Origin of the sequence: Allobosea sp. 2KB_26 (assembly GCF_052115715.1) — a bacterium.
In the GTDB taxonomy this organism is placed as follows: Bacteria; Pseudomonadota; Alphaproteobacteria; order Rhizobiales; family Beijerinckiaceae; genus Allobosea.
Map to the genome: position 1 here is coordinate 431,991 of NZ_JBFRHE010000003.1, position 26,308 is coordinate 458,298.

Consider the following 26,308-nt stretch of genomic DNA (forward strand, 5'->3'; position numbering starts at 1 on the left):
ACGCCTATCTGGGGGGCCAATGCTGAGTTCCTTGACACGGATGCCCTCCGAGATGTCCTCGGAGGCACGCCGGCAGCTGCTCAATGCGGTCACGGACCTGTTCCTGCTCGACCAGGATCCGACCGAGCCCTCCAAGGCCCATTACGGCGAGATCGCGCTGCGTTCGCTGCCGCATCTCGAGGACGAGGCCCGCAAGGCTTATGCCGGCCACGTCGCGGCGGTGCCGAGCCTGCCGCATGAGGTCGCGGTCACGCTTGCCGGCGATGCCGATTCCGAGGTCGCACGCCTCGTGCTGAAACTCTCTCCGGTACTGACCGACACCGACCTCGCCGCCATCGCGGTGAGCCAGTCGCAGCACCATCTCGCGGCGATTGCCGAACGCGCCCGCCTCTCGGAAAGCGTCACCGACATTCTCGTCCAGCGCGGCGATCGCACCGTGCTGCACACGGTCAGCGCCAACGAGGGCGCGCATTTCTCCGACAAGGGTTTTGACACGCTGCTGGAACGCGGCGGCAAGGATGCCGAGATCGGTGGCGCGCTGGCCAGGCGCTCCGACCTGACGCCGAACCGGGCCAGCCGCGTCCTGGAGATCGTCGAGGGGCTCAGCGGCGGTGCCTGGTCCAAGCCTGCCGACGAAGCCGCGACGCTCGCCCGCCGTGCACGCCAGCAGCGGCTGGAGGTGAAGCTCCTGCTCGCCGATCTCGGCGCCGGCAAGCGCGAGCTCGACGAGATCGTGACCATGCTGGCCGAGGAGGACCGGGCCTATCACCTTGCCGAGGTGATCGCACAGGCCTCGGGCATCACCAATGAGCAGGCGCTGCGCGTCCTGCTGCAGCGCGATGTCAGCGGCATCGCCGTGACCTGCCGCTCGCTGAATCTCGGCACCGAGGCCTTCAAACCCGTGCTGGAGCTGCGCTCGCGGCGGCTGCTCTTCGGCGCGCGCGATGCCGAGGGCGACCTGAAGAACTATGCCAGCCTCGACATCGCCACCGCCGAGCGCACGCTGCGTTTCCTCAAGCTGAAGACGAAGATCGGCTGAAGCATCGGCCCGAAAACTGAATTGCGGTTTTCGGGGCAAAGCCGATGCAAAGATAGAAGGCTGGATCATCGGACGGGATACGATATCCGGCCCGAAGATCCAGGGATGGGCGGCCTGGGGCCACTCCCGCCACAAATCCGCGACATTCACGCGACCTTCTGCTAGGCTTACGCACAGGGGTTTGGCCGAGAGGATGCCTTCGACGTGAGACTACCGATCCTTTCCGGCGCGCTCTGCGCGCTTGCGCTCAGCGCTGGCGCCTCGCAGGCCCAGGCCTATTTGCCCTTCACGGGGTTTGCCGCCGTGCCGTCCTTCGCCTGGTCAGAGCCGACTTTGGCGCCCGGCGGCGTGAAGTGGGAAGGCTCCTATGCCCGCATCTCCTCCGGCTTCCAGGTGACCAGCGCCAAGGGACTGGGCACGTCGGCCGGCCCGACGATCGGGCTCGAAGGCGGCAAGATGTGGCGCGACGGCGACTTCCTCTACGGCGTCATCGGCGCGCTCGAATACGCCCCTGCGATCGGCGGCTACGGCACGCCGAGCTTCAACACGGCGGCCTGGACGCGCGATGTCGTCGGCGCCTTCCAGCTCAAGGCCGGCGTGTTCGCAACCGAGAACGTGCTGCTCTACACCAAGGTCGGGCTCGCTGCCGCGAACGAGACCTGGCGCTATGGTCCGACGCCCTTCAGTTCGCCGTTCAACCGCAGCGACATCGCGGTCAGGCCAGAGGCGCGCGCCGGTGTCGAATGGGCCGTGACCAACAACCTGACGCTCGGCCTCGAGGTCGGCGTGGTCGGCCAGTCGATCAGGTAGAGCCGAGCCTCTCAGGTCGCCACGCCTCGAGACACGATCACTCCCAGCCTGTGATGCCGACATCGACGGCGCCCTGCCGTGCGACCACCCGGTGTCAGCCGCGACCGCGAGATCATCGGACCGGATATCCGATCCGATGATCTGACCAACTGTGATTGCATCGGCTTTCCCCGAAAACCGCAATCCACTGTTCGGGCCGATGCTTTAAGCCTTCTTCGATCCCACGGTGCTCGGCAGCGCGAGCCCATCTGCGCATGCGCTCAATGTCGGTTCAGCCTGGGCGCGCGGCGCAGCGCCGCGGATCCCGTTCCACCGCGCAGGACCGAGTGATTGCGCCCGTAGAAGAAATAGATCGCAAGCCCTATGACCAGCCATACGATCAGCCGCAACCACGTGTCGAACGGCAGGCCGGCCATCAGAAGCAGGCAGAACAGGATGCCGAGGACAGGCACGACCGGAACGCCCGGCGTGCGGAACGGTCGCGTCACCTCCGCGTCGCTCTTCCTGAGATAGATGACTGCGCCACAGACGAGCACGAAGGCGAACAGCGTGCCGATGCTCACCATTTCACCCAGAATGCCGATCGGGGTCAGTGCGGAGACGATGGCGACGATCGTCCCGATCATCATCTGGCTCTTCCACGGCGTCTTTCGCACGGGATGGACCTGCGCGAACACCGGCGGCAACAGGCCATCATGTGCGATGGTGAAGAAGATGCGGCTCTGACCGTAGAGAAGCACCAGTATGACCGTCGTCAAGCCGGCCAGCGCGCCGATTTTGATCAGCACGGAGAACCATGTCAGTCCGATCACATCGACGGCTCTGGCGATCGGGTCAGCGACGTTCAACTGCGCATAGGGAACGATGCCCGTCAGCACCGCCGCGACAGCGATGTAGAGCAGCGTGCAGAGGATGAGGGAGCCCAGGATACCGATCGGCATGTCGCGCTGGGGGTTCTTCGCCTCCTGCGCCGCGGTCGAAACCGCGTCAAAGCCGATAAAGGCGAAGAACACCACTGCCGAACCGCGCAGTATGCCGCTCCAGCCGAAATGGCCAAACTCCCCGGTATTGGCGGGAATGAGCGGATGCCAATTGGCCCTCGTTACGTAGGCTGCGCCGATGAGTATGAAGGCCAGCACAACCGTCAGTTTCACCGCGACCATTATGTTGTTGAGACGCGCTGATTCCTTGGTTCCCATGATCAGGAGAAAAGTCAGCAAACCAACGATGAACGCCGCCGGCAAGTTGACGATACCGTAGACCACCGTGCCGTTGGCCAGGGTTTCGGCGACGGTTCCCGGCGCTGCCGCAAAGGCTGGTGGAATGACGATGCCCAGATTTTTCAGCAGGCTCGCGAAGTAGCCTGACCACCCGACGGAGACCGTTGCGGCGCCCATGGCATATTCAAGCACGAGATCCCAGCCGATGATCCAGGCAACCAGTTCGCCGAGGGTGGCGTAGGTGTAGGTATAGGTGCTGCCCGAAACGGGAAGCAGCGCCGCCAGTTCAGCATAACACAGGCCTACGAAAGCGCAGGCGACGCCGCCCAGCACAAAGGAAAGCATGATGCCCGGCCCGGCATATTGGGCCGCAGCCGTTCCTGTCAGGACGAAGATGCCGGCCCCGATGATGCAGCCTATGCCGAGGGCGGTGATACTCAATGCACCCAGGCTGGGTGCGAGCACGTGTTCTTCCGCGCCGCGAATGATGTCGGCTAACGGCTTCCTTTGCATATAATCGGTCATTGACATGGCCGGTGCCTCCCCGAGGTAGGCTGCGCATGCACAAACAATCATGCTCACCCGTTCAGGCGCGGTCGCCGATTGCAATCGCCCTTCGAACAGCCTGCCCTGGAAGATGCCGGTCTCCCAGTTCGGGCCATTCGATACCCGGGTCGCTCTCGAAAATAACGGGTTGCCGGCTCGGGCAGTGATAGATCTTGGCGGACCCGCGTCACATATTGCGCATCTTCGCCCATCAACTCGCCCTAATCATGGAAATTTCGCGCGTCCGGTCGCGATCGCGAAGTCGTGTTGAGGTGACCTGCGGGCGAGGTCTTGAGATATCTTACGTCAGGCGGCTGGACCAATAACTCCCCTTCCTGCGCACGGCCTTGATCCAGTAGGGGGCCGCTGCGCCTCGCCGCCCCCGTGGCGGTCGCCGGTTTTCCAAAGTTGTGTCCTAGTCACGCCGATCTCCGACGTCGAGCCACTGGTCCGTCCCCGTCGAGAGGTCCGACGCCCCGGGCTCGATCGACGGCGGCCTGACATGCCCGGGCTCGGACCCGGGCATTATGCAGCCTCAGCCGCCGAACCTGTTGTTCTTTGGGAAGCCCTTGGGCGGCAGGCGGCCCGATTCCGCACGATGGCCGAGCCATTCGATCAGCTCGGCAGCCCCGACCGTCCAGGTCCGGTTCGAGGTGTCGAGCCAGGTCAGGCCCTCGGCCAGCTTGAAGGTCTTGGCGTCGGAGACGCCGCCATCCTTGTAGCGCTGCAGGCGCACGCCCTTGCCGCGCCCCATCTCCGCGACCTCGGAGAGCGGGAAGCAGAGCAGCTTGCGGTTCTCGCCGATGATCGCGACATGGTCGCCCTCGGCGGGAACGGCGAGCAGGGCCTTGACCGGCTCGGTGACATTGAGCACCTGGCGACCCTTGCGGGTATTGGCCACGACATCGTCGCTGGGGGCGACGAAGCCGCGCCCATCTGTCGTCACCATCAGGAGCTTGAGGCCCGGCCGATAAGGGAAGGCGGAGACAATGTCGGCCGTCTCCTCCAGCTCGATCATCAGGCGGATGGGATCGCCGAAGCCCCGGCCGCCCGGCAGCTTGGACGCCTCCAGCGTGAAGACCTTGCCGTTCGAGGCCAGCACCAGGAGCTTCGCCGTGGTCTCGGTGTGGAAGCCGAGCTGCAGCGCGTCATCACCCTTGAAGGACAGCGTCGAGAGGTCCTGAACATGGCCCTTCAGCGCCCTGATCCAGCCCTTCTTGGAGACGACGACCGTGATCGGCTCGCGCTCGACCATGGCCTGCGTCAGGTCGATATCGGTCGTCTCCGGCATGTCGGCGAAATCGGTGCGGCGCTTGCCGATCGCGGTTTCCGGGCCGAAGAGCTTCTTCACCTCGCGGATGTCCCAGGAGATGGTCTTCCACTGCGTCGCCTCGGAGGCCAGCAGCCCCTCGATCTGGCCCTTCTCGGTGGTGAGCTCGTCGAGCTCGGTCTTGAGCTGCATCTCCTCGAGCTTGCGCAGGGCGCGCAGGCGCGTGTCGAGGATCGCATTGGCCTGGACCTCGCTGAGCTCGAAATAGCGCATCAGCTCGACCTTCGGCTCGTCCTCCTCGCGGATGATCTTGATGACGCGATCGAGGTCGAGATAGACGATCAGCAGGCCGCGCAGGATCTCGAGCCGCTTCTCGATCTGGCCGAGGCGGAAGCGCGAGCGGCGCAGCAGCACTTCGCGGCGATGGTCGAGCCAGGCGCGCAGAGCCTCGTTGAGGCCGAGCACCCGCGGCACCAGCCCGCCGGTCAGCACGTTCATGTTCATCGAAATGCGCGATTCGAGCTCGGTGAGCTTGAACAGCGATTCCATCATCAGATTGGCATCGACGGCGCGGCTGCGCGGCTCGATGACGACGCGGATGTCTTCCGCCGACTCGTCGCGCAGGTCCCCGACCAGCGGCAGTTTCCGATCGTTCAGCAGCTCGGCGATCTTCTCGATCAGCCGGCCCTTCGAGACCATGTAGGGGATCTCGGTGACCACTGCGAGCCAGGTGCCGCGGCCCTGGTCCTCGACATGCCAGCGCGCCCGGGTGCGGAAGGCGCCGCGCCCGGTGCGATAGGTCTCGGCCATCGAGGCCCGGGTCTCGACGATGATGCCGCCGGTCGGGAAATCCGGCCCGGGCACAAAGGTCATGAGCTGCTCGGAGGTGGTCTCCGGATGCTGGATCAGATAGAGCGCGGCATCGCAGAGTTCGGCCGCGTTATGCGGCGGGATCGAGGTCGCCATGCCGACCGCGATGCCCTGCGAGCCATTGGCCAGCAGGTTGGGGAACGCCGCCGGCAGGACGATCGGCTCTTCGTCCTCGCCGTTATAGGTCTCGCGGAAATCGACCGCGTCCTCCTCGATCCCGTCGAGCAGGAGGCGCGCGACCTCGGTCATGCGCGCTTCGGTATAGCGGTAGGCAGCGGCGTTATCGCCGTCGATATTGCCAAAGTTGCCCTGGCCGTCGACGAGCGGGTAACGCTGCGCGAAATCCTGGGCGAGGCGCACCAGCGCGTCATAGACCGACTGGTCGCCGTGCGGGTGGAACTTACCGATGACGTCGCCGACGATGCGGGCGCATTTCTTGTGCACCTGGCCGGGGTCGAGGCGCAGCAGCCGCATCGCATGCAGGATGCGGCGATGGACGGGCTTCAGGCCGTCACGCGCATCCGGCAGGGCACGGTGCATGATGGTGGACAGCGCATAGGCGAGATAGCGCTCTTCGAGCGCCGATTTCAGATCGATGCGCTCGGTCTCGTCCTCCGGTGGCGGCTCGACCGGCTTTCCCATGTGTCACTCAACCTCGATCTACGTTGCGGCCGCCGGGAAACGCCGGCCGCGAATCACTTCCTATGACGATGCCGGCCCGATGCAAGCCGCGCAAAGCGTCATACCCGCAAACGCGCCAGAAATCAGTGAATTCGTGCGACCAGCTCCAGCAGCCGCGCCCGCTCCGGCGACTCGAGCAATCCGCGCGGCTCAAGCAGATGGCGGCGCAGGAAGAAGCCGGTCAGGGCGAAGCCCGCCGCGATATCGGCCGCCGAGGGTTGCCGCGCGCCCTGCCCTTCGCTGAGGAAGCGCGGCAGCGCCAGCAGACGATCCTGATAGGGCTCGGCGACCTTGCGGCTGACCGCCTTGCCCGATTTCGGCGAGACATGGGTGAGATCATCGGGCGAGCCGGTAACGGCACAGCGCGTCAGATCAAGTCCGAAGCCGAGCTCGGACAGCATGGCGACCTCGAACCGCACGATCAGAGCCGGCGCCAGCGTCTGCTCGTCGAGATGCTCGATCAGCACCGCCAGCCCCTCATGCAGGGCGGGATGGGGATCGCGCTCCGGCAGCAGGCGCAGCAGGGCCGAGATCACCGCGAGCCCATAGAGGGCGACGGGCGCCGCGATCAGCCGCGCCGCATGCGAGGTGATGAGCTCGACCTTGTATTCGCCGAGATGCTCGTCGAGTCGGGCCCGCCAGGTCAGCGAGACCGCATTGCCGGGCTGCAGCACCGGCTGCGCCCGGGCCGAGCGCCCTCCGCGCACGAGCCCGAAATGGCGGCCATGCAGGCGCGTCAGCACCTCCAGGATCACGGCATTCTCGCCGTGATGCCGGACGCCGATGATGGTGCCGTCATCGCTCCACTCCATGGCTAGGAGTTAGGCGGCGCACCCGGCCGGGTCAATTTCCGCAGGCGCGCCCTCCCGACAGCTCGCGTCAGCGGCCGATGCGTGAGGGCGGGCAGCTGATCTCAGACATACTGGGCGATGCCGCCGCCGAAGGACCAGTTCTCACGCGCTGTCTCGATCAGGTTGATGAAGATGTCGTCGGGCTTCAGCCCCGGCTCCCGGCGCAGGTTCTCGGCGATCTTGGCAAAGAGCGCCTTCTTCTGGGTGACGCCGCGGCTGCTGTTGCAGGTGATCTGGATCATGACGAGACCCGCCGTGCGCTCGAAACCGAAATAACGGGCGTTGAAGATGAACTCGTCGGGGTCGTGCTGGTGGATCACGGCGAAGAGATCGTCCTCCGGCACCTCGAAGGTCTCGCGCATCGCCCGATAGACGCCGTCGACAATGGCGGCCGGCTCGGAGGCGGGACGGCCGCGCCTCATGGAAATGCGGATCAGGGGCATGGTTGGATCTCCGGTTTGCGAGGGCATTGGCCTCGCTGTCCAGATCAAGCTAGCGCCGCTCGAAACATCGTTGTAGTGTATGATTGTAGATATCAATCATATGGATTTTTGATTCATGTTGGCTACGACGCTCGATATCGATGCGGTCGCCGCCTTTCTCAGTGCGGCCGATCTGCGCAGCTTCACGCGCGCCGCCGAGGCGCTGGGCACGACCCAGTCGCTGGTCAGCACCCGGGTCAAGCGGCTCGAGGAGGTTCTCGGCCGGGCCCTGCTCCAGCGCCACCCGCGTCTCGTCAAGCTCACCGCCGAGGGCGAGCGTTTCGTACCGGCGGCGCGCGAGCTGCTCGCCGCACATGAACGGGCGTGGGCCGCCTTCACCGAGGCACCGGAGCGCATCTCAGTCGGGATCAGCGAGCAGGCGGTCGGCGCCGATGCCCCGGCCCTGCTGGCGCGTCTCTTTGGCCATGACCCGACGCTGGTGATCAGCCTGCGGATCGAACGCTCGAGCCTGCTCGAGACGGCCTTCGAACGCGGCGAGATCGATGTCGCCGTGATGCTACGGATTGGACAAGGGCGAACGGGCGAAACGCTGCGCCGCGACGCCTTTGGCTGGTTCGCCGCGCCAACGCTGACGCGCGATCCGTCTGAGCCGCTGCCGCTCGTCAGCCTGATGACGGAATGCGCGCTCAGGCGTCACGCCATCGAGGCGCTGGGCGAAGGCGGGCTCAGTTGGCGCGAGGCCTTTGTCGGCGGCGGCATGGCTGCGGTCGTGGCGGCCGTCCAGGGCGGGCTCGGCGTCACGCCGCTCGCCGCGCGCATCGCCCCACCCGGAACCGTCGAGGTCGGCACGGATTGGGGCCTCCCAGTGCTGGGCTCATCCGAGGTCGTGCTGCGCAGCAATGTCGCGACCCCGCGCGCCAACGCCTTCGTCAGGGAGCTGGCAGCAGCGTTTCGCGGACCGGTTCAGCCCTTACGGATTTAGCCCTTGGGGAATTCCAGCCCCATCTCGCGATAGCGCTCCGGATCGTCGCTCCAGTTCTCGCGAACCTTGACGAAGAGGAAGAGATGGACCTTGGCTTCGGCCGCCTCGGCAATCTCGACGCGGGCCTTCTGACCGATCGCCTTGATGGTCTGGCCACCCTCGCCAAGCACGATCTTCCGCTGGCCCTCGCGCTCGACATAGATCGTCTGCTCGATGCGCACCGAGCCATCGGGCCGCTGCTGCCATTGTTCGGTCTCGACGGTCGAGCGATAGGGCAATTCGTCGTGCAGGCGCTCGAAGATCTTCTCCCGCGTGATCTCGGCGGCGAGGAAGCGCAGCGGCGCATCCGAGATCTGATCCTCCGGGTAGAGCCAGGGGCTGAACGGCAGACGCGTCTCGAGCCAGTCGAGGATGTCCTTGACGCCATAGCCGGTCAGTGCCGCGACCATGAAGGTGGTCTCGAACTTGCCCCGCTCGTTCAGCTGCGTCGTGATGGCGAGCAGCTTCTCCTTCTCGATCGTGTCGATCTTGTTGAGGATCAGGAACTTGGGCTGCTTCAGCTCGGCGAGCTTTTCCAGCAGCCTTGTGTTCTCCTCATTGTCGAAGCGCTCGACATCGATCAGCACGCCGATCAGGTCGGCATCGGTCGCGCCGCCCCAGGCGCTCGTCACCATGGCGCGGTCGAGCCGGCGCTTGGGTGCGAAGATGCCGGGCGTGTCGACGAAGATGACCTGCGCCGTGCCGGCGAGCGCGATGCCGCGCACCTGGGTCCGCGTCGTCTGCACCTTGCGCGAGACGATCGAGATCTTGGCGCCGACGAGCTTGTTCAGCAGCGTCGACTTGCCGGCATTGGGCGCGCCGATCAGCGCAACGAAGCCGCAGCGTGTGGGCTTGTCGGCCTCAGCCATTGTCATCTCCCATGGTTTCGTTCCAGAGCCCCTCGCGGCGCAGGAACGCCTCGGCAGCAGCTTGTTCGGCGAGGCGCTTGGAGCGCCCTTCGGCTTCGGCGTCGATCAATCCCGCGATCCGGGCCGCAACCCGGAAGAGCGGGGCATGGTCCGGGCCCGAGCGGCCGCGCTCGGTATAAGTCGGCGTCTGGTAGCCCTTGCCCTGCGCCCATTCCTGCAACGCGGTCTTCGCATCGCGCAACGGGCGCACCGGCTTCAGCAGGCGTTCGCCAAAGGCGCGCTCGACCAGTCCTCTTGCTGCAGCATAGCCGCCATCGATGAAGACCGCACCGATGATCGACTCGCAGGCATCGGCCAGGATCGCCTTGTTCTTGCGGGCGCCGCCCAGGATCTCGCCATCGCCGAGCTTCAGGAAGCTGCCGATGTCCCAGCCCAGAGCGACTTCGGCGCAGGTCTCCTTGCGCACGAGATCGGCCAGACGGCGCGACATGTCGCCTTCCTCGGCCTGCGGATAGCGCTCGAAGAGCATGTCGGCGACACTCAATCCCAGGACGCGATCGCCCAGGAATTCAAGCCGCTGATAGCTGCCGAGCCGCGAACTCTCGGCGCTCATGTGGGTCAGGGCGGTGTCAAGCAGGGAGCGATTGGCGAAGACATGGCCAAGCTTCGCCTCAAGCCGAGCGAGATCGGGCGTCTTACGCCCGCTGTCTCCCGGCTTCGTCACTTGATCGTGCTGAACAGGCGGTTCCAACGCACGGTCCAGGGCCATTCCCAGACACGCCAGGCGGAGGCACCGTCGTCGATGGAGAAGAAGATGATCTCGGCGCGGCCGACGAAGTTCTCGAAAGGCACGTAGCCGACGCTGCGGTCGCGCGAGTCCAGCGAGTTGTCGCGGTTGTCGCCCATCATGAAGAAATGGCCCTCGGGCACGTGGAAGACCGGCGTGTTGTCGAAGGTGCCGGTGTCGCCCTCGCGCTCGATGATGTTGTGGCTGACGCCCTCAGGCAGCGTCTCGCGATACTGGATGACCTTGGTGCTGCGGCCCCAGTTGTCGGTGGTTTCGAAGTCGGCGATGCGCTCGCGCTTCACCGGCTGGTTGTTGATGTGGAGGATGCCGTCGATCATCTGGATGCGGTCGCCCGGCAGGCCGATGACGCGCTTGATGTAATCGGTGGAATTGTCGCTCGGCAGCTTGAAGACGGCGATGTCGCCACGCTTCGGCTCGGCAGCCCAAACCCGCCCCTTGAACAGCGGCGGGCTGAACGGGATCGAGTGCTTGGAATAGCCGTAGGTGTATTTGGAGACGAAGAGATAGTCGCCGATCAGCAATGTCGGGATCAGCGAGCCCGACGGAATGTTGAAGGGCTGGAACAACAGCGTGCGGATGACGAGCGCGATGAGAAGCGCCTGGACGACGACCTTGATCGTCTCAAGGATGCCGCCCTCGTCCTTGGCCGTCTTGCTCTTGATTTCGGCGTCGTTGGCCACCCGGGGCGCTCCTTCATCGGTTCCGAGGCGCGGCATAGCGGAATGTACGGCCGGGGACAACGCGATATCCTCGCACAAGATGGCGCGAACAGGGCCGCCCGGCCTCGCAATGCAACATTGGTTCTGCCATCGCGAATTTCCCCGGCTGCTTGCAGTCCGGACCTGCCGCAACTGCGGCGACGCAATCCGGCCGGCCCGACATTGCCCCAGGCGGCGCGCCAGCCGGTGAAGATTGACCCCTGCCGCTGGTGAAGGGCAGCCCCGCAGTAGCGTAATTGACGCATTCCGAGCCCAGGTTCACTGATAGTTGGTCACAACCTCTGGGGGAATCAGTATGAGCTCGAAGAAATATGCGGCTGAAGCCATCGGCACATTCTGGCTAACCTTCGCCGGCTGCGGCAGCGCGGTCATCGCCGCAGGTTTCCCGCAGGTCGGTATCGGGCTGCTCGGCGTCTCACTTGCGTTCGGCCTGACGGTCGTCACCATGGCCTATGCGATCGGCCATATTTCCGGCTGCCATCTCAATCCGGCAGTCACCGTCGGACTCGCGGCCGGCGGGCGTTTCCCCTCCGGAGAGGTGATCCCCTATATCATTGCGCAGGTGATCGGTGCCGTCGCCGGCGCCTTCATCCTCTATCTGATCGCCAAGGGCGCCCCCGGCTTCGATCTCGCCAAGGGCTTTGCCTCGAACGGCTATGGCGAACATTCGCCGGGCCAGTACAGCCTGCTTTCCGGCTTCCTGATGGAAGTCGTCATGACGATGATGTTCCTCTTCATCATCATGGGCGCGACCCATGGCAAGGCACCGGCCGGCTTCGCACCGCTCGCCATCGGCCTTGGCCTCGCCCTCATCCACCTGGTCAGCATTCCCGTGACGAATACCTCGGTCAATCCGGCGCGCAGCACCGGCCCGGCGCTGTTCGTCGGCGGCTGGGCGCTGCAGCAGCTCTGGCTGTTCTGGGTCGCACCGCTGATCGGCGGCGCTCTCGGCGGCGTGCTCTATCGCTGGCTGAAGTCCGACAAGCCTGCGTAAGCGGTCAAGACGGCGCCGGCTCGGTCCGGCGTCTCGTATCTCTCTGATCGAACGGGCCGGCGCACGCAGCGCCGGCCCGTTTTCCATCGTCGGCTAACCCGCCTCAGTGCCACTCGACCCAGCGGCCGTGATAATCGGCGCGCCCGAGCTCACGCTCCACGCCTCCCGGCCATTGCGTCAGGGTCACCGCTGCATGGCCCGGCTTGCCGTCCGGCTCCATGCGGAGCCAAGCCAGCGGGCGCTCGACGGTCGCCGCGGCGCCGGCTGCGGCCATGGCCGCAATAATGCGCTGTTTGGTCGGCTCCGGCAGATATTGCCACATGATGGTGTGCATCAGCATGCGGGCGCTGCCCGGCACTGCCGCCTCGGCCAGCCGTGCCTCGACCCAGACGGCGGCATCGGCTCGTTCGACGCGCCATGGGGCAGCAGACGCGGCATCGAAGGCAGCTTCCGTCGTGTGCAGGCGGTCGGCCTGATCCGGCCAGATATAGGAGAGGACGCGAGCGCGATCGGCCGGCCGCGATGGGTCGAGCGGATTCAGGTCGCAGGCACGCCGTGCCGCCACGCGAAGCGCGACATCGAGCCGGGGCAGTAGCCCGCGCCATTCGCTGCGGATCGTGACCGGCGCATCATCGCGTCCCCAGCTGGCGGCACTGAGTGCGTAGCGATAGCGCTCGAAACCGAGATTGAGCCCGGCACTGGCGCCGATCTCCAGAAGATCGAGCGGCAGGCCGGTATCATGGGCAACGATCAGGGCCCCACCGAGCAGCGCGGCGCAGCGCTTCACCTCATTGGTCTGCGGGGCGCTGTCGAGATAAGCGGCAAGATCCGCGTCATGGGCGTCGATGGCCGCGGCAAGGCCGCGCCACAATGCATCCGCGCTGGCAAGAGCCGGCGGGTAGAGCGCCTGCAGTGACGGCATTTTTCCGGAACGCGCCAGGGCGTTGAAGGCGCCGGCTGCCCGCAAGGGCAGCGCATCGGCAACCGGGTCGCCCGGCCAGCCAAGGGCGCGCCGGCCAAAACCGCTGGTTTGATCGAGCCCTCTTGCCATCACCTCGCAGAACAGCGCCGTGAAGGGCGAGCCAAGCCTGCGGCAGGCCTCCGCCTGGCCCCGGAAACTCGCACGAATACGCTCCTCGCGTTCCGCGCCGACGACACCTGCCATGCCCATACTCCCTGTCAGGGAAGAAGCGGCCGCGCCTCGATCACGACGAAAGCCTGCGCCATTGGCGGATCATCGGTCAGCGAGACATGGACGAAGGCTTCGTGCCCTGGCGGCAGCATCACCGCGAGGCGCTCGGCGGCGCCGCCGGTCAACCGCATGGTCGGCTGGCCGCCGGGCAGGTTCACCACCTCCATGTCGCGCCAGAACACGCCGCGGCTCAGACCGGTGCCAAGCGCCTTCGAGCAGGCCTCCTTGGCAGCGAAGCGGCGGGCATAGGAGGCCGCACGGGTGGCACGGCGGTCCGACTTGGCACGCTCGCCTTCGGTAAAGATGCGATGGGTGAAGCGCTCGCCGAATCGCTCCAGCGATTGCTCGATGCGGCGGATATCGCAGAGGTCGGAGCCGATGCCGAGGATCATGCAGCCGGTCTACTTGGCGGCGCGCCCTTCGTCCATGGCTGCACGCATCTGCACGATCGCCTGCTCGAGGCCGATGAAGAGCGCTTCGCCGACCAGGAAGTGGCCAATATTGAACTCGACGAAATCGGGAACGACCGCCAGTTCGCGCGCGGTGTCGTAATCGAGCCCATGGCCGGCATGAACTTCGAGGCCAAGCGAGGCCGCAAGCGCAGCCCCTTCGGCAAGACGGCGAAACTCGGCATCGGCCTTGTCCCGCTTGCCGTCGATGACGGCATGGCACCAGGTCCCGGTATGCAGCTCGACCACCGGCGCGCCGAGCTTGGCCGCCATCCTGATCGGAGCAGCATCCGGCTCGATGAAGAGCGACACCCTGGAGCCCGCCGCGTTGAGCTGCGCGATCGCTGGCGCCAAAGCACGCTCCTGTCCGACGACATCGAGCCCGCCTTCGGTCGTGCGCTCCTCACGCTTCTCGGGCACGAGGCAGGCCGCATGCGGCTTCAGGCGCTCAGCCAGCGCGATCATCTCCGCCGTGGCTGCCATCTCGAAATTCAGGGGCACGGTGAGTTCGGCCATCAGCCGCTCGATGTCGGCATCGCGGATGTGGCGCCGGTCTTCGCGCAGATGCGCCGTGATGCCGTCGGCTCCGGCCTCGACCGCAAGATGCGCGGCGCGGATCGGATCGGGCAGGGCTCCGCCGCGCGCATTGCGCACCGTAGCAACGTGATCGATGTTCACGCCCAGTCGCAACCGGCCATTTGTCATCTCAAGTCCCCTCGCCCGTTGCCAGCGTGCATACCGCCTGGCCCGGTCCGGCTCAAGGCACGGAAATTGATCGGCAAGACCACGTTCGCTGATGGATATCGCGAGAGCCTTCCCGGATTTCTTCGTGATTTGCTAACCGCGCCGACAAGCTAACGCAGCCTGGAAACCAATCTTAAGCGCGCACGCCCTTTCATTCCTGAGCCAGATCAGATCGAGAGGCCCAGGGCCGTGCAAATTTCCGTCAATCAGGGCCAGTTCGAGAACGACATCGTGCCGGACCGTCGCACGGCCGGCCAGGTTGCCGACCGGTCGATCGGCCGCGTTCTGTCATGCACTGGCGCGCGCGCGACGATCGGCACCATCATGCCACGCGGCGGCACGGCAACGCCCGAGGTCTGGACGGTCGGGCGGATGATCTCGATCAATCTCGGGCGCAACCGGATCGTCGGCATGGTCTATGAGATCAAGGCCGTCAGGGAATTCTGGGACGAACTGGCCGACAATCCCGTCCATATCGAGGTGGAGCTGCTCGGCGAAGTGCTGGAGGCCGAAGGCGGCCGCGCCTATTTCCAGACCGGCATCACCACCTATCCGCCGGTCGGAGCGATCGCGCACCGCATCCGGGCCCATGATCTTGCCCTGGTGCATGACCTCGGCGCCAGGGCCGGCGTCGCCATCGGCCACCTGACGCAGGATGCCGCCATTCCGGCGACGGTCTGCATCGACGATCTGCTGTCGCGCCATTTCGCGCTGGTCGGCACGACCGGTGTCGGCAAATCCAGTGCCGTCTCGCTGCTGCTGCGCAAGGCGATTGCCGCGAAACCGCATCTGCGGGTGCTGATCCTCGATCCGCACAACGAATACGCCCACGCCTTTCCCGACAAGGCCGTGGTCACCGATGCGCAGAGCCTCGACCTGCCCTTCTGGATGTTCCGCCTCGAAGAGTTTGCCGATGTCGTCTTTCGCGGCCGCCCCGATCTCGACGAGATCGACATCCTGCGCGAGGTCATCGCCGCGGCCCGCGCCCGCTATCGCAAGCCCGCAGCCCAGGATTTCGCCCGCGACCTCGGCTCCTCGCTGTTGAAGCGGCCGCTCGATCCGACGGCGCGGCGGTCGTTGGCCGGTGGCGCAGCCTCCAGCGGCGACGCCCCCCTGCCCTACAGAATGGTCGACGCGATTGCGGTCCTGGACGAGTTGATGGGACTCCATGAGATCCGTTATCCGCGGGCCGCGCTGCGATCGCTGAAGGTCCGCCTCGAAGCCCTCTACGGCGACCCGAGCTACCAGTTCATGTTCGCACGCGCGAACATGATCGACGGCATGGGCCAGGTGATCGGCCAGATCTTCCGGATTCCGCAGCATGGCCGGCCGATCTGCGTGTTCCAGCTCGCAGGCCTGCCGGCCGATGTCGTCAACTCTGTCGCCTCCGTGCTGTCGCGCATCGCCTTCGACCTCGCCATGTTCAGCCATGGCGGCTACGAGGTGCTGCTGCTCTGCGAGGAAGCCCATCGTTATGTGCCGGCGGATCAGTCGCTCGGTTTCGCGCCGACCCGGCAGGCCATCGCCCGCATCGCCAAGGAAGGCCGCAAATACGGCGCCTATCTCGGCGTCGTGACCCAGCGCCCGGGCGAACTCGACCCCACGATCCTTTCGCAATGCTCGACCATCTTTGCGATGCGGCTCGCCAATGACCGCGACCAGCAGATCATCCGCTCGGCCATTGCCGATGCCTCGGCGAGCACGATCGGCTTCCTCTCGGCCATCGGCAATCGCGAGGCGATCGCCTTCGGCGAGGGCGTGGCGACGCCGATGCGCATGCGCTTTGCCGAGCTTGCGCCGCATGAGCTGCCCGCGATGGCCGGGGGATCGATCCTCGACGGCCTGGCCCATCGTGAGCCTAGGCTCGACGAACTGGTCAGCCGGATGCAGGGCGAGGGCTGGTAAGGCCTGAGCCTGGAGCGCTCAGCAAAATCTTGCATCCGCCCGGCTTTGCCTGTATGGCCGGCTCACATCAATCTTTCCCTGCATCGCCAAGATCAGAAGGAGCCGTTCAATGGCTCGCGTTACCGTTGAGGACTGCATCGACAAGGTCGAGAACCGCTTCGAGCTGGTTCTGCTGGCCAGCCACCGCGCCCGCATGATCGCTTCGGGCACGCAGATTCTCGTTCCCCGCGACAACGACAAGAACCCCGTCGTGGCGCTGCGCGAAATCGCCGAAGAGAAGCTCACTCCCGAAGATTTGAAGGAAGAGCTGATCCACTCGCTGCAGAAGCATGTCGAGGTCGACGAGCCTGAGGCCGAGACCGTGCCGCTCCTGACCAGCGGCCCGTCCAGCGCAGCGACGCCCGATTCGGAAGTCCAGTTCGACCGCATGAGCGAGGAAGATCTGCTGCGCGGCCTCGACGGCCTCGTCCCGCCGACCGAGAGCGCCGACGACGAAGACTGATCAAAGCGTTCACCAGTCCACGCTAAAGCCCGGCATTGCCGGGCTTTTTCATGCCTACCCTGCATAGATTCGCCTTGCTCCGCCGGAACGCCGTGCCGATATTGAAACTTTGCAATTCTTGGCAGGCGTTACAGGGGCCCGCATGGGCATGATGCGGCAATACGAGCTTGTTGACCGGGTCCGGAGCTATAATCCGAACACCGACGAAGACCTGCTCAACCGGGCTTATGTCTATGCCATGCGCGCGCATGGCACACAGAAGCGCGCCTCGGGCGACCCCTTCTTCGCACATCCCCTCGAAGTCGCGGCGATCCTCACCGATCTCAAGCTGGACGATGCGACCATCGTCGCCGCCGTGCTGCACGACACCGTCGAGGACACGGCCGCCACTCTCGAAGAGATCGAGAGCATGTTCGGGCCGGATATCCGCCGGCTCGTCGACGGGCTGACCAAGATCAAGAAGCTCGACCTCGTCTCGAAGAAGGCGGCGCAGGGCGAGAATTTCCGCAAGCTGCTGCTGGCCATCGCCGAAGATGTCCGGGTGCTCCTGGTCAAGCTCGCCGACCGGCTGCACAACATGCGCACCCTGCATTTCGTCCCACCCGAGAAGCGGCTGCGCGTCGCCGAGGAGACGGCCGAGATCTATGCCCCGCTCGCCGGGCGCATGGGCATGCAGGAGCTGCGCGAGGAGCTGGAGGAACTGGCTTTCCGCCATATCAAGCCGGAAGCCCATTCCACCATCACCAAGCGCCTGGAAGAGGTGACCGAGCGCGAAGGCTCCGTGATCAGCGCGATCGAGATCGATCTCAAGGAGAAGCTGGCGGCGCGCGGCATCCAGGCCGAGGTCGCCGGGCGCCGCAAGCGTCCCTATTCGATCTGGCGCAAGATGGAGCGCAAATCGGTCTCCTTCGAGCAGCTTTCGGATATTTTCGGCTTCCGGGTCATCGTCGACCAGCTGGAGGATTGCTACCGGGTGCTCGGGATCGTCCACACGACCTGGCCGATGGTTCCCGGGCGCTACAAGGACTACATCTCGACGCCGAAGCAGAACGACTATCGCTCGATCCACACCACGGTGGTCGGCCCCGGCCATAGCCGCGTCGAACTGCAGATCCGCACCGACAAGATGGACCGCATCGCCGAATACGGCATCGCGGCCCATGCCCATTACAAGGACGGACGGACCACGGAACTCTCCGGCGCAGCCGATGAAAGCCGGGCCTATCAATGGCTGCGGCGCACCGTCGACCTGCTCGCCGAAGGCGACAATCCCGAAGAGTTCCTGGAGCACACCAAGCTCGAGCTCTTCCACGACCAGGTTTTCTGCTTCACGCCCAAGGGCCGCCTGATCGCCCTGCCACGCGGGGCGACCCCGATCGACTTCGCCTATGCGGTCCATACCGATGTCGGCAACACCGCAGTCGGCGCCAAGATCAATGGCCGCATCGCGCCGCTGCTCACCGAGCTGCAGAATGGCGACGAGGTCGAGATCACCCGCGCCGACGGGCAGGTGCCTCCCGCAGCCTGGGAATCGCTCGTCGTTACCGGCAAGGCGCGCGCCGCGATCCGCAGGGCGACGCGCGCGGCGGTGCGCAAGCAATATGCCGGCCTTGGCCGCCAGATCCTCGAACGCGCCTTCATGCGCGCCGAGCGTGTCTTCACAGACGAAAAGCTCAAGGCGGCGCTGAAGCGGCTGGCCCGCACCGCCGTCGACGACGTGTTCGCTGCTGTCGGGCGCGGCGAGATGTTCTCGGGCGACGTCGTCAAGGCGGTCTATCCCGATCTCGAGCCGGAGAAGCGGTCCACGCCCGAAGCCCGTGGCGAAAGCAACGGCAAGGGCTGGTTCGAGCTGCGCAAGGGCGACAACCTCAAGTTCAAGCTGCCCGGCGAGACGCCGGGCGCCAATGCCATCCCGATCCGCGGCCTCGGCGGCGATCTGCCGGTGCGCTTCGCGCCGAATGGCGGTGCCGTGCCGGGCGATCGCATCGTCGGAATCCTGACGCCGGGCGAAGGTGTGACGATCTACCCGATCCAGTCGCCTTCCCTGGCGGCCTTCGACAACGAGCCCGATCGCTGGCTCGATGTGCGCTGGGACCTCGACGACAAGACGCCCCAGCGCTTTCCGGCGCGCATCGCGCTCAACTCGATCAACGAGCCCGGTTCGCTGGCGCAGATCACCACCACGATCGCCGAGCATGACGGCAATATCGATGCGGTGACGATGGTGCGGCCGACGCCGGACTTCACCGATGTCACCATCGATCTCACGGTCTGGGACCTGAAGCATCTCAGCGCCATCATCAGCGAGCTGCGCGAGAAACGGGTGATCAGCCGGGTCGAGCGCGTCGTCGGCTAAGGCATCGGCCTGAACGCTGGATTGCGGTTTTCGGGAAAGCCGATGCCATCACGGAAGGTGAGATCACCGGGCCGGATGGGAGATCCCGGCCGAGGAGCGAGCAGCCTTCCACAGCTCCGCTTGGGACCGCGCTTGAAACGCGGGCCGTTCCGGCGCAAAAGCACTCGCCTGTGCCCGTCGCAGGCAATGGGATCACACCATCTGCGAGGCGCACCGATGACCGACGACGAGGTCCTGGCCGAATTCCGCGATGCCGGCGCATTGCTCGAGGGTCATTTCATCCTGTCTTCCGGACTGCGCAGCCCGGTTTTCCTGCAGAAGATGTTCATCTTCCAGGATCCGGTTCGCACCGAGCGGCTCTGCAAGGCGCTTGCCGCCAAGATCGAAGCCACATTCGGCAAGGTCGACTATGTCGTCTCACCCGCGGTGGGCGGCATCGTGCCGGGCTACGAAACGGCACGGCACCTCAAGGCCAAGGCGGTGTTCGTCGAACGCGAGGATGGGCAGTTCAAGCTGCGCCGCGGCTTTGCCATCCCCGCCGGCGCGCGCGTGGTGATGGTCGAGGACATCGTCACCACCGGCCTCTCCTCGCGGGAATGCCTTGCCTCGATCGCCGGTGAGCCGGGCCAGATTCTCGGCGCCGCCTGCCTGGTCGACCGTTCAGCCGGCAAGGCCGATCTTGGCGTCAGACTGGTCAGCCTCGTCGCACTCGACATCCCGGCCTATGCCCCCGACGCGCTACCGCCCGAGCTTGCCGCCATCCCAGCAGTCAAGCCGGGCAGCCGGGGGCTCGCCAGTTGAAGCACCCTGGCCAGCTGAAGGACCCTGGCCAGCTGAAGGAAACCAGCCTGAGCAGGCGCACTTGCAAGACTCCAGCAAGTGGCCACATAATTAGTGCTTGGCTGATCAGAATTCGCCGATCTTTCGACATTGCCTGACCGCTATCCTTTCGATCTGACGTATTTGAGTCGTTTTTTACTGGAGTCGTTCCCATGGCGGAGCCGCGCATCGCGCTTTTTATCGATGGGGCCAACCTGTATGCCACATCGAAGCAGCTTGGCTTCGACATGGATTACCGTCGACTGTTGAAGGAATTCCAGGCACGAGGCAACCTCATCCGGGCCTTCTACTTCACCACGCTGGTCGAGAGCGAAGAGTACTCGTCGATCAGACCCCTGGTCGACTGGCTCGATTACAATGGCTACCGAGTCATCACCAAGGCGGCCAAGGAATTCACCGACGCGACTGGCCGCCGCCGGGTCAAGGGCAATATGGACATCGAGCTCGCCATCGAAATGCTCGAACTTGCTCCCCATCTTGACCAGATCTACTTGTTCTCGGGCGATGGTGACTTTCGCCCGCTGGTTGAAGCGGTGCAACGCAAGGGTGTGAAGGTCTCGGTGGTCTCGACCATCACGACCAATCCTCCCATGGTCTCAGACGAGTTGCGCCGCCAATGCGACGAGTTCCTCGATCTTTCGCATCTCATGGCGAAAATCGGGCGCGACCCCTCGGAGCGCGCTCCGCGCGGTGCCGCGGCCGGCACGCCCGGCCATCCCGGACTGGAACGCCGCTATGGCATCCGCCAGGGCGACGAACCGGTCGAAGGCTGATTCCGGCACGCCACTGACGCGTGGTCAGGGGCTGTGATACGACCGTTGGAGCGAGGCCCCAGGCCGCCATGTGATTCGGCCGGGCCGGGCTATGGCAGCAACGGGACTGGGAGGCTTCATCATGCATCGCCGTCATTTTCTCGCGGGGCTCGCGGGGGGCTCCGCGGGCGTTTTCATCATCGCCAAGCCCGCTCTCGTCCTGGCGCAGGCTGCGCCTGCCCCCGCCGCGCCGGCGGCTGCACCCGCCTTCACGCTGCCGCCGCTGGGCTATGCCTATGAGGCGCTGGAGCCCAATATCGACGCGGCCACCATGCGTATCCATCACACCGCCCATCATCAGGCCTATGTGAACAACGCCAACGCGCTGGCCATTCAATGGGCAGACCTGAGGACGACGCCGATCGAGACCGTGCTGGCCGATCTCGGCGCGGTTCCCGAAAACGTTCGCACCGGCGTCCGCAACAATGTCGGCGGCCACTGGAACCACACGTTCTTCTGGGAGCTGATGACTCCGGGCGGCGCGGAGCAGCCTTCGCCCGAACTCAAGAGCGCAATCGAGGCCTCGCTCGGCTCCGTCAGTGATATGGCGACCAAGCTCAACGCCGCCGCCCTGGGCCGCTTCGGCTCGGGCTGGGCCTGGCTGGTCGTCGGCAAGGACAAGAAGCTCGCGATCGTCAGCACCGCCAATCAGGACACCCCGCTCGAACTCGGCGCCAAGGCTGTCGTCGGCGTCGATGTCTGGGAACACGCCTATTATCTCAAGCACCAGAGCCGCCGCGCCGACTATCTGGCGGCGTGGTGGAAGACGGTGAACTGGGACAAGGCCAACGCCAATTTCAAGAAGGCGATGGTCTAACCTTCTGTTCTTGCATCGGCTTTCCCGAAAACCGCAGTCCACTTTTCGGGCCGATGCAGCCTTCCCTGATTGCATCGGCCTTTCCGAAAACCGCAGTCCACTTTTCGGGCCGATGCTCTGGCAGCAGGCTTCCCCAGACGTCCTGTCAAAGGAAAAGGGCCGCGCGAGCGGCCCTTTTCCGTGACGGTCGCCTTGCGGAAAGGCCTGTCGGTTCAGCCGCCCGTCTTCATGATCCGCGCCTTGTCGCGGTTCCAGTCACGGGTCTTTTCGGTCTCGCGCTTGTCATGCAGCTTCTTGCCGCGGCCAAGCCCAAGCTCGACCTTCGCGCGGCCCTTGTCGTTGAAATAGACCTTGAGCGGGATCACCGTGAAGCCGTCGCGCTGGATCGCCCCCATCAGCTTGTTGATCTGCCGGCGATGCAGCAGCAGCTTCCGCGGCCGGCGGACATCGTGGTTGAAGCGGTTGGCTTCGAGATATTCCGGGATATGGGCGTTGAACAGGAAGAGCTCGGTCCCCATCGGCCCGGCATAGCTCTCCCCGATCGTCGCCTTGCCACCGCGCAGCGATTTGATCTCGGTGCCCTGCAACGCGATGCCGGCCTCGAGTGTCTCGATGATCTCGTAATTGTAACGCGCCTTGCGGTTATCGGCCGCGAGGCGATAGCGCTCGGGATCAGGCTTGCTCATGCCGGGTGACCAAATCCATAGGTCTTCACGAGACCCGCCATGGCCTGCGACTCCGTTTCGGGGTCAGCACTCAGGCCGTTGAGAACTCCCAGCCTGTCGGCGTCCTGCCGGTTCTGGCTGAGCTTGAACTTGCCGATGATCGAGGCGATCTCGATCTCGATGCCGACAATGCCGCGGGCCTGCGCCGCAATGAAGGGCTCGGGCGCATCGGAGACCGACCATGGCTCGGAGCGCGGCGCTTCCTGCTGCCGCGTCAAGGACTCGAGCTGATCGCGCAGCCACGCACCATCCTCGATGGCGCGGGCCGGGCCGCGCACCTGCACGGTGACATAGTTCCAGGTCGGCACGACCTTGCCGTGTTCCTGCTTCGAGGCATACCAGGCCGGTGTGACATAGCGCTCCACTCCGGTGAAGACGACCAGCGTCTCGGCTCCGGCGGCAATGGCGCGCCATTGCGGATTCGGGCGCGCCAGATGCGCGCGCAGCAGCCCCTGCTCGCCGAGTTCCGGATGCAGCACGAAAGGCACGGGGTTGGCGAGAAGGCCGTCGACGCCGGCCGTCACCAATATGGCGAGCGGATTTGCGCGAATGACGCCGTGCAACGCGTCCCGGTCTTCAACCTTGAAATGGCTCGGTTCGTACATCAGCGGCTCCGGGGCGGTTCGCCGAGCACCCCGGACGAACGCAACTCTCTATCTAGGCATTCAACAGCCCGGCGTGAACCATGGCCTCGCGGATAACCTTGCCGGTCGGGGGCGTCACCGGCAGCAGCGGCAGGCGAAGCTCCTCCTCGATCCGGCCAAGCAGCTTGAGCCCATGCTTGGCGCCGGCAAGGCCCGGCTCCTTGAACACCGCGTCGTGCAATGGCACGAGCCGATCCTGGACCTTGAGGGCACCAGCGAAATCGCCCTTCAGCGCGGCGACCATCAGTTCGGAGCAGAGTCTCGGCGCCACATTGGCGACGACCGAGATGCAGCCGTGGCCTCCAGCCGCCATATAGGCCAGCGCCGTCATGTCCTCGCCCGAGAGCTGGATGAAATCCGGCCCCATGGCGTGGCGCTGCTGCGAAACGCGCGCGAGATTGGCGGTCGCATCCTTGACGCCAGCGATGTTCTTCAGCTCGTAGAGCCGCGCCATGGTCTCGACCGACATGTCGACCACCGAGCGTGGCGGAATGTTGTAGATGATGATCGGGATGCCGACGGCGTCGTTCACTGCCTTGAAGTGCTGGTACATGCCCTCTTGCGTGGGCTTGTTGTAATAGGGCGTGACGACCAGCAGCGCCGGCGCTCCGGCCTTTTCGGCGTGGATCGCGAGGTCGATCGCCTCGGCCGTATTGTTCGAGCCGGCTCCGGCGATGACGGGGACGCGACCCTTTACCGCATCGATGCAGATCTCGATGACCCGCTTGTGCTCGTCATGGCTGAGCGTCGGGCTCTCGCCGGTGGTGCCCACGGGGACGAAGCCGTGGCTGCCGCTTTCGATCTGCCAGGCGATCAGCGCGCGCAGGCCATCTTCGTCGATCTTCCCGCCTTTGAACGGCGTCACCAAGGCTGTGAGCGAGCCGGTGATGGGCGCATGCTTGGTCATGATCGAGCCGTCCTAAGAACAAAATCCGTGTGTAGCGGGCGACAGACATACCGCCTCCCACCGCATGCGCAAAGGCGAAAGCCCGTCAAAAATCGCTTGCACCTCAGTTAACGGTCCATCAAGACCCTTCGCCGACCATCGAAGTCCAAGCGCCATCCCGGGGAAATCCACCATGGTACGGCTGCCTGCCTCTCGACGGCTCCTTTCATGGGCCGTGCCTGCGCTCCTTGTGACTGCGAGCGCCCAAGCGACCAACGACGCCGACCACGTCCAGCAACGGGACCGTGTTGCGGCCATTGCCGATCCTGCGACGACGGCGACGCTCCTGCGCTCGCCCGACGAGCAGTTACGCGCCGGCGCGCCGACCAATCAGGACGCTCTCAAGACTGCCGTCGAGGCCTACCGCCGCGGTGCGGTGGCCGAGGGCGATACCCTCGCCTCGGCCTTCGACGACCGCGGGACGCGCGCCATGCTCGAATGGGCCGCCATCCGTTTCGGCGGCAGCACGGTGGGCTTTTCCCGCATCAACGCCTTTCTCGAGGCCTATCCGAACTATCCGGCAACGACATTGTTCCGCCGCCGCGCCGAGGCCGCGCTGATCGCCGAGAAGAAGAGCGTGACCGTGATCCGGGCCTTCTTCCATGCGCAGCGGCCGGTCAGCCCGGTCGGCCGCGTGGCGCTGGCCATGGCCCTGAAGGCTGATGGCAAGCCCGACGATGCGATGGCTCTGATCCGAGAGACTTGGCAGCGCGACCATCTCGGCCAGCCGCTGGAGGCGATCGTCCTGAACAGCTTCGGCGACCGGCTCACAGTGACCGACCATCGCCTGCGCACGGAACGCTATCTCTTTCAGGAGAACAATGCGGCGGCACTGCGCAATGCCGCGCGCGTCTCTGCCGACTATGTCCTGCTCGCCAAGGCGCGGCTCGCGAGCGCGCAATCCAAGGGCACGATCGCGCCCGCACTGGTGGCGGCCGTGCCGGCGTCGCTCCGCAACGACCTTTCCTTCGCCTTTCTGCAGGCCCAGCAGGCCCGGCGCGCCAACAAGGCCGGCGAAGCCGCCCAGATTCTCGCCAAGGTGCCGCGCGACCCCGCCCTGCTCGGCGATGGCGACGAATGGTGGACGGAGCGTCGCCTGATCGCGCGCAAGCTTCTCGACGAAGGCGATGCCGCCAAGGCCTACGAGGTCGCAGCCGGTCACGGCGCCGAAGGCGCCGCCGAGCGTATCGACGCGGAATGGCACGCAGGCTGGATCGCACTGCGGTTCCGGGATCAGCCTGGCCTGGCTCTCGCCCATTTCGACGAGGCAGCCAAATGGGCGGAAACGCCGGTCTCGGTCTCGCGCGTCGCCTATTGGCAAGGCCGCGCAGCCGAGGCGATCGGGCTGACCGAGCGCGCGCAGGAAGCCTATGAACGCGCGGCGGTTCATTCCGTCGCCTATTACGGCCAGCTCGCCCGGGCCAAGCTCGGCCTGCCGGACCTGCCGATCCGGACGACGGAGTCGGCAGCACTCGAACATCTGCCCGGCCACCAGGGCGTGCGCCTGCTCTACCAGATCGGCGCGCGCGACCTTGCCGCAACCATGCTGGTCGACCTGTCGCAGCGCCTGCATACGACGACCGCGTTGGAAGCCGTGGCCGCGATCGCCAGCCGTGAAGGGGATGTCAGGACCCTGCTGACGATCGGCAAGACCGCCCTGCAGCGCGGCTTCCCCCTCGACACGGCCGCATTCCCCACCTCCGGCGTGCCGGACTTCCCCGTGCTGGGCGACCCGATGGAGCGGGCGATCGTCCATGCCATCGCCCGGCAGGAGAGCGCATTCGATCCCAATGCGGTCTCGCATGCCGGCGCGCGCGGACTGATGCAGATGATGCCCGCAACAGCCCGGGAGACGGCACGGCGCGCCAATATGCCGTTCGACCTGCCGCGGCTCGGCAGCGATGCGCTCTACTCGGCCCAGATGGGCGCGGCCCATCTCAACGACCTGATCCGCGAATGGCGCGGCTCCTACATCCTGAGTTTCGCGGCCTATAATGCCGGCTCCGGCAATGTGAAGCGCTGGATCGACGCCTATGGCGACCCCCGCAAACCGGGTATCGACGCGGTCGACTGGGTCGAGCGCATCTCGATCTATGAGACCCGCAACTACGTCCAGCGCGTGATGGAGAACCTGCAGGTCTATCGGCAGCGGTTGAACCAGCGCACCGCCTATCTGATCGACTACGACCTGAAGCGGACCTGGACGCGGGATTAGGCGGCGCTTTCCGACCCCGA

Annotated in this window: 24 protein-coding genes; 11 read left to right on the plus strand and 13 right to left on the minus strand. The window is 65.4% G+C overall.

Annotation, left to right across the window (positions count from 1 at the left end):
- Nucleotides 1-19 precede the first annotated feature (19 nt).
- Both AB4099_RS12830 and AB4099_RS12835 read left to right on the plus strand, forming a co-directional pair.
- A complete protein-coding gene (locus AB4099_RS12830) occupies nucleotides 20-1,039 on the plus strand; it encodes a DUF2336 domain-containing protein (RefSeq protein ID WP_441478360.1) in 1,020 nt (339 codons plus the stop codon).
- Between the two features lie 204 nt (nucleotides 1,040-1,243).
- Nucleotides 1,244-1,849: an outer membrane protein gene (locus AB4099_RS12835; RefSeq protein ID WP_441478361.1), complete on the plus strand. Its 606-nt coding sequence runs from the start codon at nucleotides 1,244-1,246 to the stop codon at nucleotides 1,847-1,849.
- Between the two features lie 260 nt (nucleotides 1,850-2,109).
- Here the strand turns inward: AB4099_RS12835 and AB4099_RS12840 are convergent, their stop codons facing one another.
- The 4 genes from AB4099_RS12840 to AB4099_RS12855 all read right to left on the minus strand — a co-directional run bounded on the left by AB4099_RS12840 (nucleotide 2,110) and on the right by AB4099_RS12855 (nucleotide 7,730).
- Nucleotides 2,110-3,600, minus strand: coding sequence for an amino acid permease (locus tag AB4099_RS12840; protein WP_441478464.1), 1,491 nt, complete (start codon nucleotides 3,598-3,600; stop codon nucleotides 2,110-2,112).
- Nucleotides 3,601-4,150: 550 nt separating this feature from the next.
- Nucleotides 4,151-6,397 carry a DNA topoisomerase IV subunit A gene (gene parC, locus AB4099_RS12845; RefSeq protein WP_441478362.1) on the minus strand — a complete coding sequence of 749 codons (2,247 nt, stop codon included), beginning with the start codon at nucleotides 6,395-6,397 and terminating at the stop codon, nucleotides 4,151-4,153.
- Nucleotides 6,398-6,519: 122 nt separating this feature from the next.
- On the minus strand, nucleotides 6,520-7,248 hold the full coding sequence (gene recO, locus AB4099_RS12850) for a DNA repair protein RecO (protein WP_113518178.1): 729 nt from the start codon (nucleotides 7,246-7,248) through the stop codon (nucleotides 6,520-6,522).
- Between the two features lie 101 nt (nucleotides 7,249-7,349).
- Nucleotides 7,350-7,730, minus strand: coding sequence for a tautomerase family protein (locus AB4099_RS12855; protein WP_441478363.1), 381 nt, complete (start codon nucleotides 7,728-7,730; stop codon nucleotides 7,350-7,352).
- A 115-nt stretch (nucleotides 7,731-7,845) separates the two neighbouring features.
- Between AB4099_RS12855 and AB4099_RS12860 the strand changes: the two genes are divergently transcribed.
- On the plus strand, nucleotides 7,846-8,712 hold the full coding sequence (locus AB4099_RS12860; RefSeq protein ID WP_441478364.1) for a LysR family transcriptional regulator: 867 nt from the start codon (nucleotides 7,846-7,848) through the stop codon (nucleotides 8,710-8,712).
- Here the strand turns inward: AB4099_RS12860 and era are convergent.
- From era to lepB, 3 genes are read right to left on the minus strand one after another with little or no spacing between them, the layout of a single operon-like run.
- Nucleotides 8,709-9,620, minus strand: coding sequence for a GTPase Era (gene era / locus AB4099_RS12865; RefSeq protein ID WP_113518175.1), 912 nt, complete (start codon nucleotides 9,618-9,620; stop codon nucleotides 8,709-8,711). The genes AB4099_RS12860 and era overlap by 4 nt on opposite strands.
- Nucleotides 9,613-10,344 carry a ribonuclease III gene (gene rnc, locus AB4099_RS12870; protein WP_441478365.1) on the minus strand — a complete coding sequence of 244 codons (732 nt, stop codon included), beginning with the start codon at nucleotides 10,342-10,344 and terminating at the stop codon, nucleotides 9,613-9,615. The genes era and rnc overlap by 8 nt, the downstream gene beginning before the upstream one ends.
- Entirely contained in the window at nucleotides 10,341-11,108 is a 768-nt protein-coding gene (gene lepB / locus AB4099_RS12875) for a signal peptidase I (protein ID WP_441478366.1), read from the minus strand. The genes rnc and lepB overlap by 4 nt, the downstream gene beginning before the upstream one ends.
- A 334-nt stretch (nucleotides 11,109-11,442) precedes the next feature.
- On the opposite strand from lepB, the gene aqpZ reads away from it, so the two are divergent.
- On the plus strand, nucleotides 11,443-12,141 hold the full coding sequence (gene aqpZ, locus AB4099_RS12880) for an aquaporin Z (protein ID WP_113518172.1): 699 nt from the start codon (nucleotides 11,443-11,445) through the stop codon (nucleotides 12,139-12,141).
- Between the two features lie 103 nt (nucleotides 12,142-12,244).
- On the opposite strand, the gene AB4099_RS12885 is transcribed toward aqpZ, so the two are convergent.
- Genes AB4099_RS12885 through AB4099_RS12895 form a run of 3 tightly spaced genes read right to left on the minus strand, consistent with a single transcriptional unit; the run spans nucleotide 12,245 to nucleotide 14,487 of the window.
- A complete protein-coding gene (locus AB4099_RS12885; protein ID WP_441478367.1) occupies nucleotides 12,245-13,306 on the minus strand; it encodes a DUF2332 domain-containing protein in 1,062 nt (353 codons plus the stop codon).
- A gap of 14 nt (nucleotides 13,307-13,320) precedes the next feature.
- Complete coding sequence (gene acpS, locus AB4099_RS12890) at nucleotides 13,321-13,725, minus strand: holo-ACP synthase (protein WP_441478368.1); 405 nt, start codon at nucleotides 13,723-13,725, stop codon at nucleotides 13,321-13,323.
- 9 nt (nucleotides 13,726-13,734) lie between these two features.
- Nucleotides 13,735-14,487: a pyridoxine 5'-phosphate synthase gene (locus tag AB4099_RS12895; protein ID WP_441478369.1), complete on the minus strand. Its 753-nt coding sequence runs from the start codon at nucleotides 14,485-14,487 to the stop codon at nucleotides 13,735-13,737.
- A gap of 228 nt (nucleotides 14,488-14,715) precedes the next feature.
- Here AB4099_RS12895 and AB4099_RS12900 point away from each other — a divergent pair, with 228 nt between their 5' ends.
- The 6 genes from AB4099_RS12900 to AB4099_RS12925 all read left to right on the plus strand — a co-directional run bounded on the left by AB4099_RS12900 (nucleotide 14,716) and on the right by AB4099_RS12925 (nucleotide 21,758).
- A complete protein-coding gene (locus tag AB4099_RS12900; RefSeq protein ID WP_441478370.1) occupies nucleotides 14,716-16,431 on the plus strand; it encodes an ATP-binding protein in 1,716 nt (571 codons plus the stop codon).
- Between the two features lie 109 nt (nucleotides 16,432-16,540).
- Nucleotides 16,541-16,933, plus strand: coding sequence for a DNA-directed RNA polymerase subunit omega (rpoZ, locus tag AB4099_RS12905; RefSeq protein WP_069877018.1), 393 nt, complete (start codon nucleotides 16,541-16,543; stop codon nucleotides 16,931-16,933).
- A 148-nt stretch (nucleotides 16,934-17,081) separates the two neighbouring features.
- The gene (locus AB4099_RS12910) at nucleotides 17,082-19,289 is read left to right on the plus strand and encodes a RelA/SpoT family protein (RefSeq protein ID WP_113518230.1); all 2,208 of its coding nucleotides are present in this window, start codon (nucleotides 17,082-17,084) and stop codon (nucleotides 19,287-19,289) included.
- 216 nt (nucleotides 19,290-19,505) lie between these two features.
- Nucleotides 19,506-20,090, plus strand: a complete 585-nt coding sequence (pyrE, locus tag AB4099_RS12915) for an orotate phosphoribosyltransferase (protein WP_113518167.1) — start codon at nucleotides 19,506-19,508, stop codon at nucleotides 20,088-20,090.
- Between the two features lie 191 nt (nucleotides 20,091-20,281).
- A complete protein-coding gene (locus tag AB4099_RS12920) occupies nucleotides 20,282-20,902 on the plus strand; it encodes a LabA-like NYN domain-containing protein (RefSeq protein WP_441478371.1) in 621 nt (206 codons plus the stop codon).
- A gap of 121 nt (nucleotides 20,903-21,023) precedes the next feature.
- Nucleotides 21,024-21,758 (plus strand): superoxide dismutase, encoded by a 735-nt coding sequence (locus tag AB4099_RS12925; RefSeq protein WP_441478372.1) that lies wholly within the window; start codon nucleotides 21,024-21,026, stop codon nucleotides 21,756-21,758.
- Nucleotides 21,759-21,970: 212 nt separating this feature from the next.
- Here AB4099_RS12925 and smpB read toward each other — a convergent pair whose 3' ends face one another.
- The 3 genes from smpB to dapA are packed head-to-tail and all read right to left on the minus strand — an operon-like array spanning nucleotide 21,971 to nucleotide 24,034.
- Nucleotides 21,971-22,444 (minus strand): SsrA-binding protein SmpB, encoded by a 474-nt coding sequence (gene smpB / locus AB4099_RS12930; RefSeq protein WP_069877022.1) that lies wholly within the window; start codon nucleotides 22,442-22,444, stop codon nucleotides 21,971-21,973.
- Nucleotides 22,441-23,088, minus strand: a complete 648-nt coding sequence (locus tag AB4099_RS12935) for an FMN-binding negative transcriptional regulator (protein WP_113518165.1) — start codon at nucleotides 23,086-23,088, stop codon at nucleotides 22,441-22,443. The genes smpB and AB4099_RS12935 overlap by 4 nt, the downstream gene beginning before the upstream one ends.
- 52 nt (nucleotides 23,089-23,140) lie before the next feature.
- Nucleotides 23,141-24,034: a 4-hydroxy-tetrahydrodipicolinate synthase gene (gene dapA, locus AB4099_RS12940; protein ID WP_113518164.1), complete on the minus strand. Its 894-nt coding sequence runs from the start codon at nucleotides 24,032-24,034 to the stop codon at nucleotides 23,141-23,143.
- A 172-nt stretch (nucleotides 24,035-24,206) separates the two neighbouring features.
- Here dapA and AB4099_RS12945 point away from each other — a divergent pair, with 172 nt between their 5' ends.
- The gene (locus AB4099_RS12945) at nucleotides 24,207-26,288 is read left to right on the plus strand and encodes a lytic transglycosylase domain-containing protein (protein ID WP_162768423.1); all 2,082 of its coding nucleotides are present in this window, start codon (nucleotides 24,207-24,209) and stop codon (nucleotides 26,286-26,288) included.
- The last annotated feature ends 20 nt before the right edge of the window (nucleotides 26,289-26,308 follow it).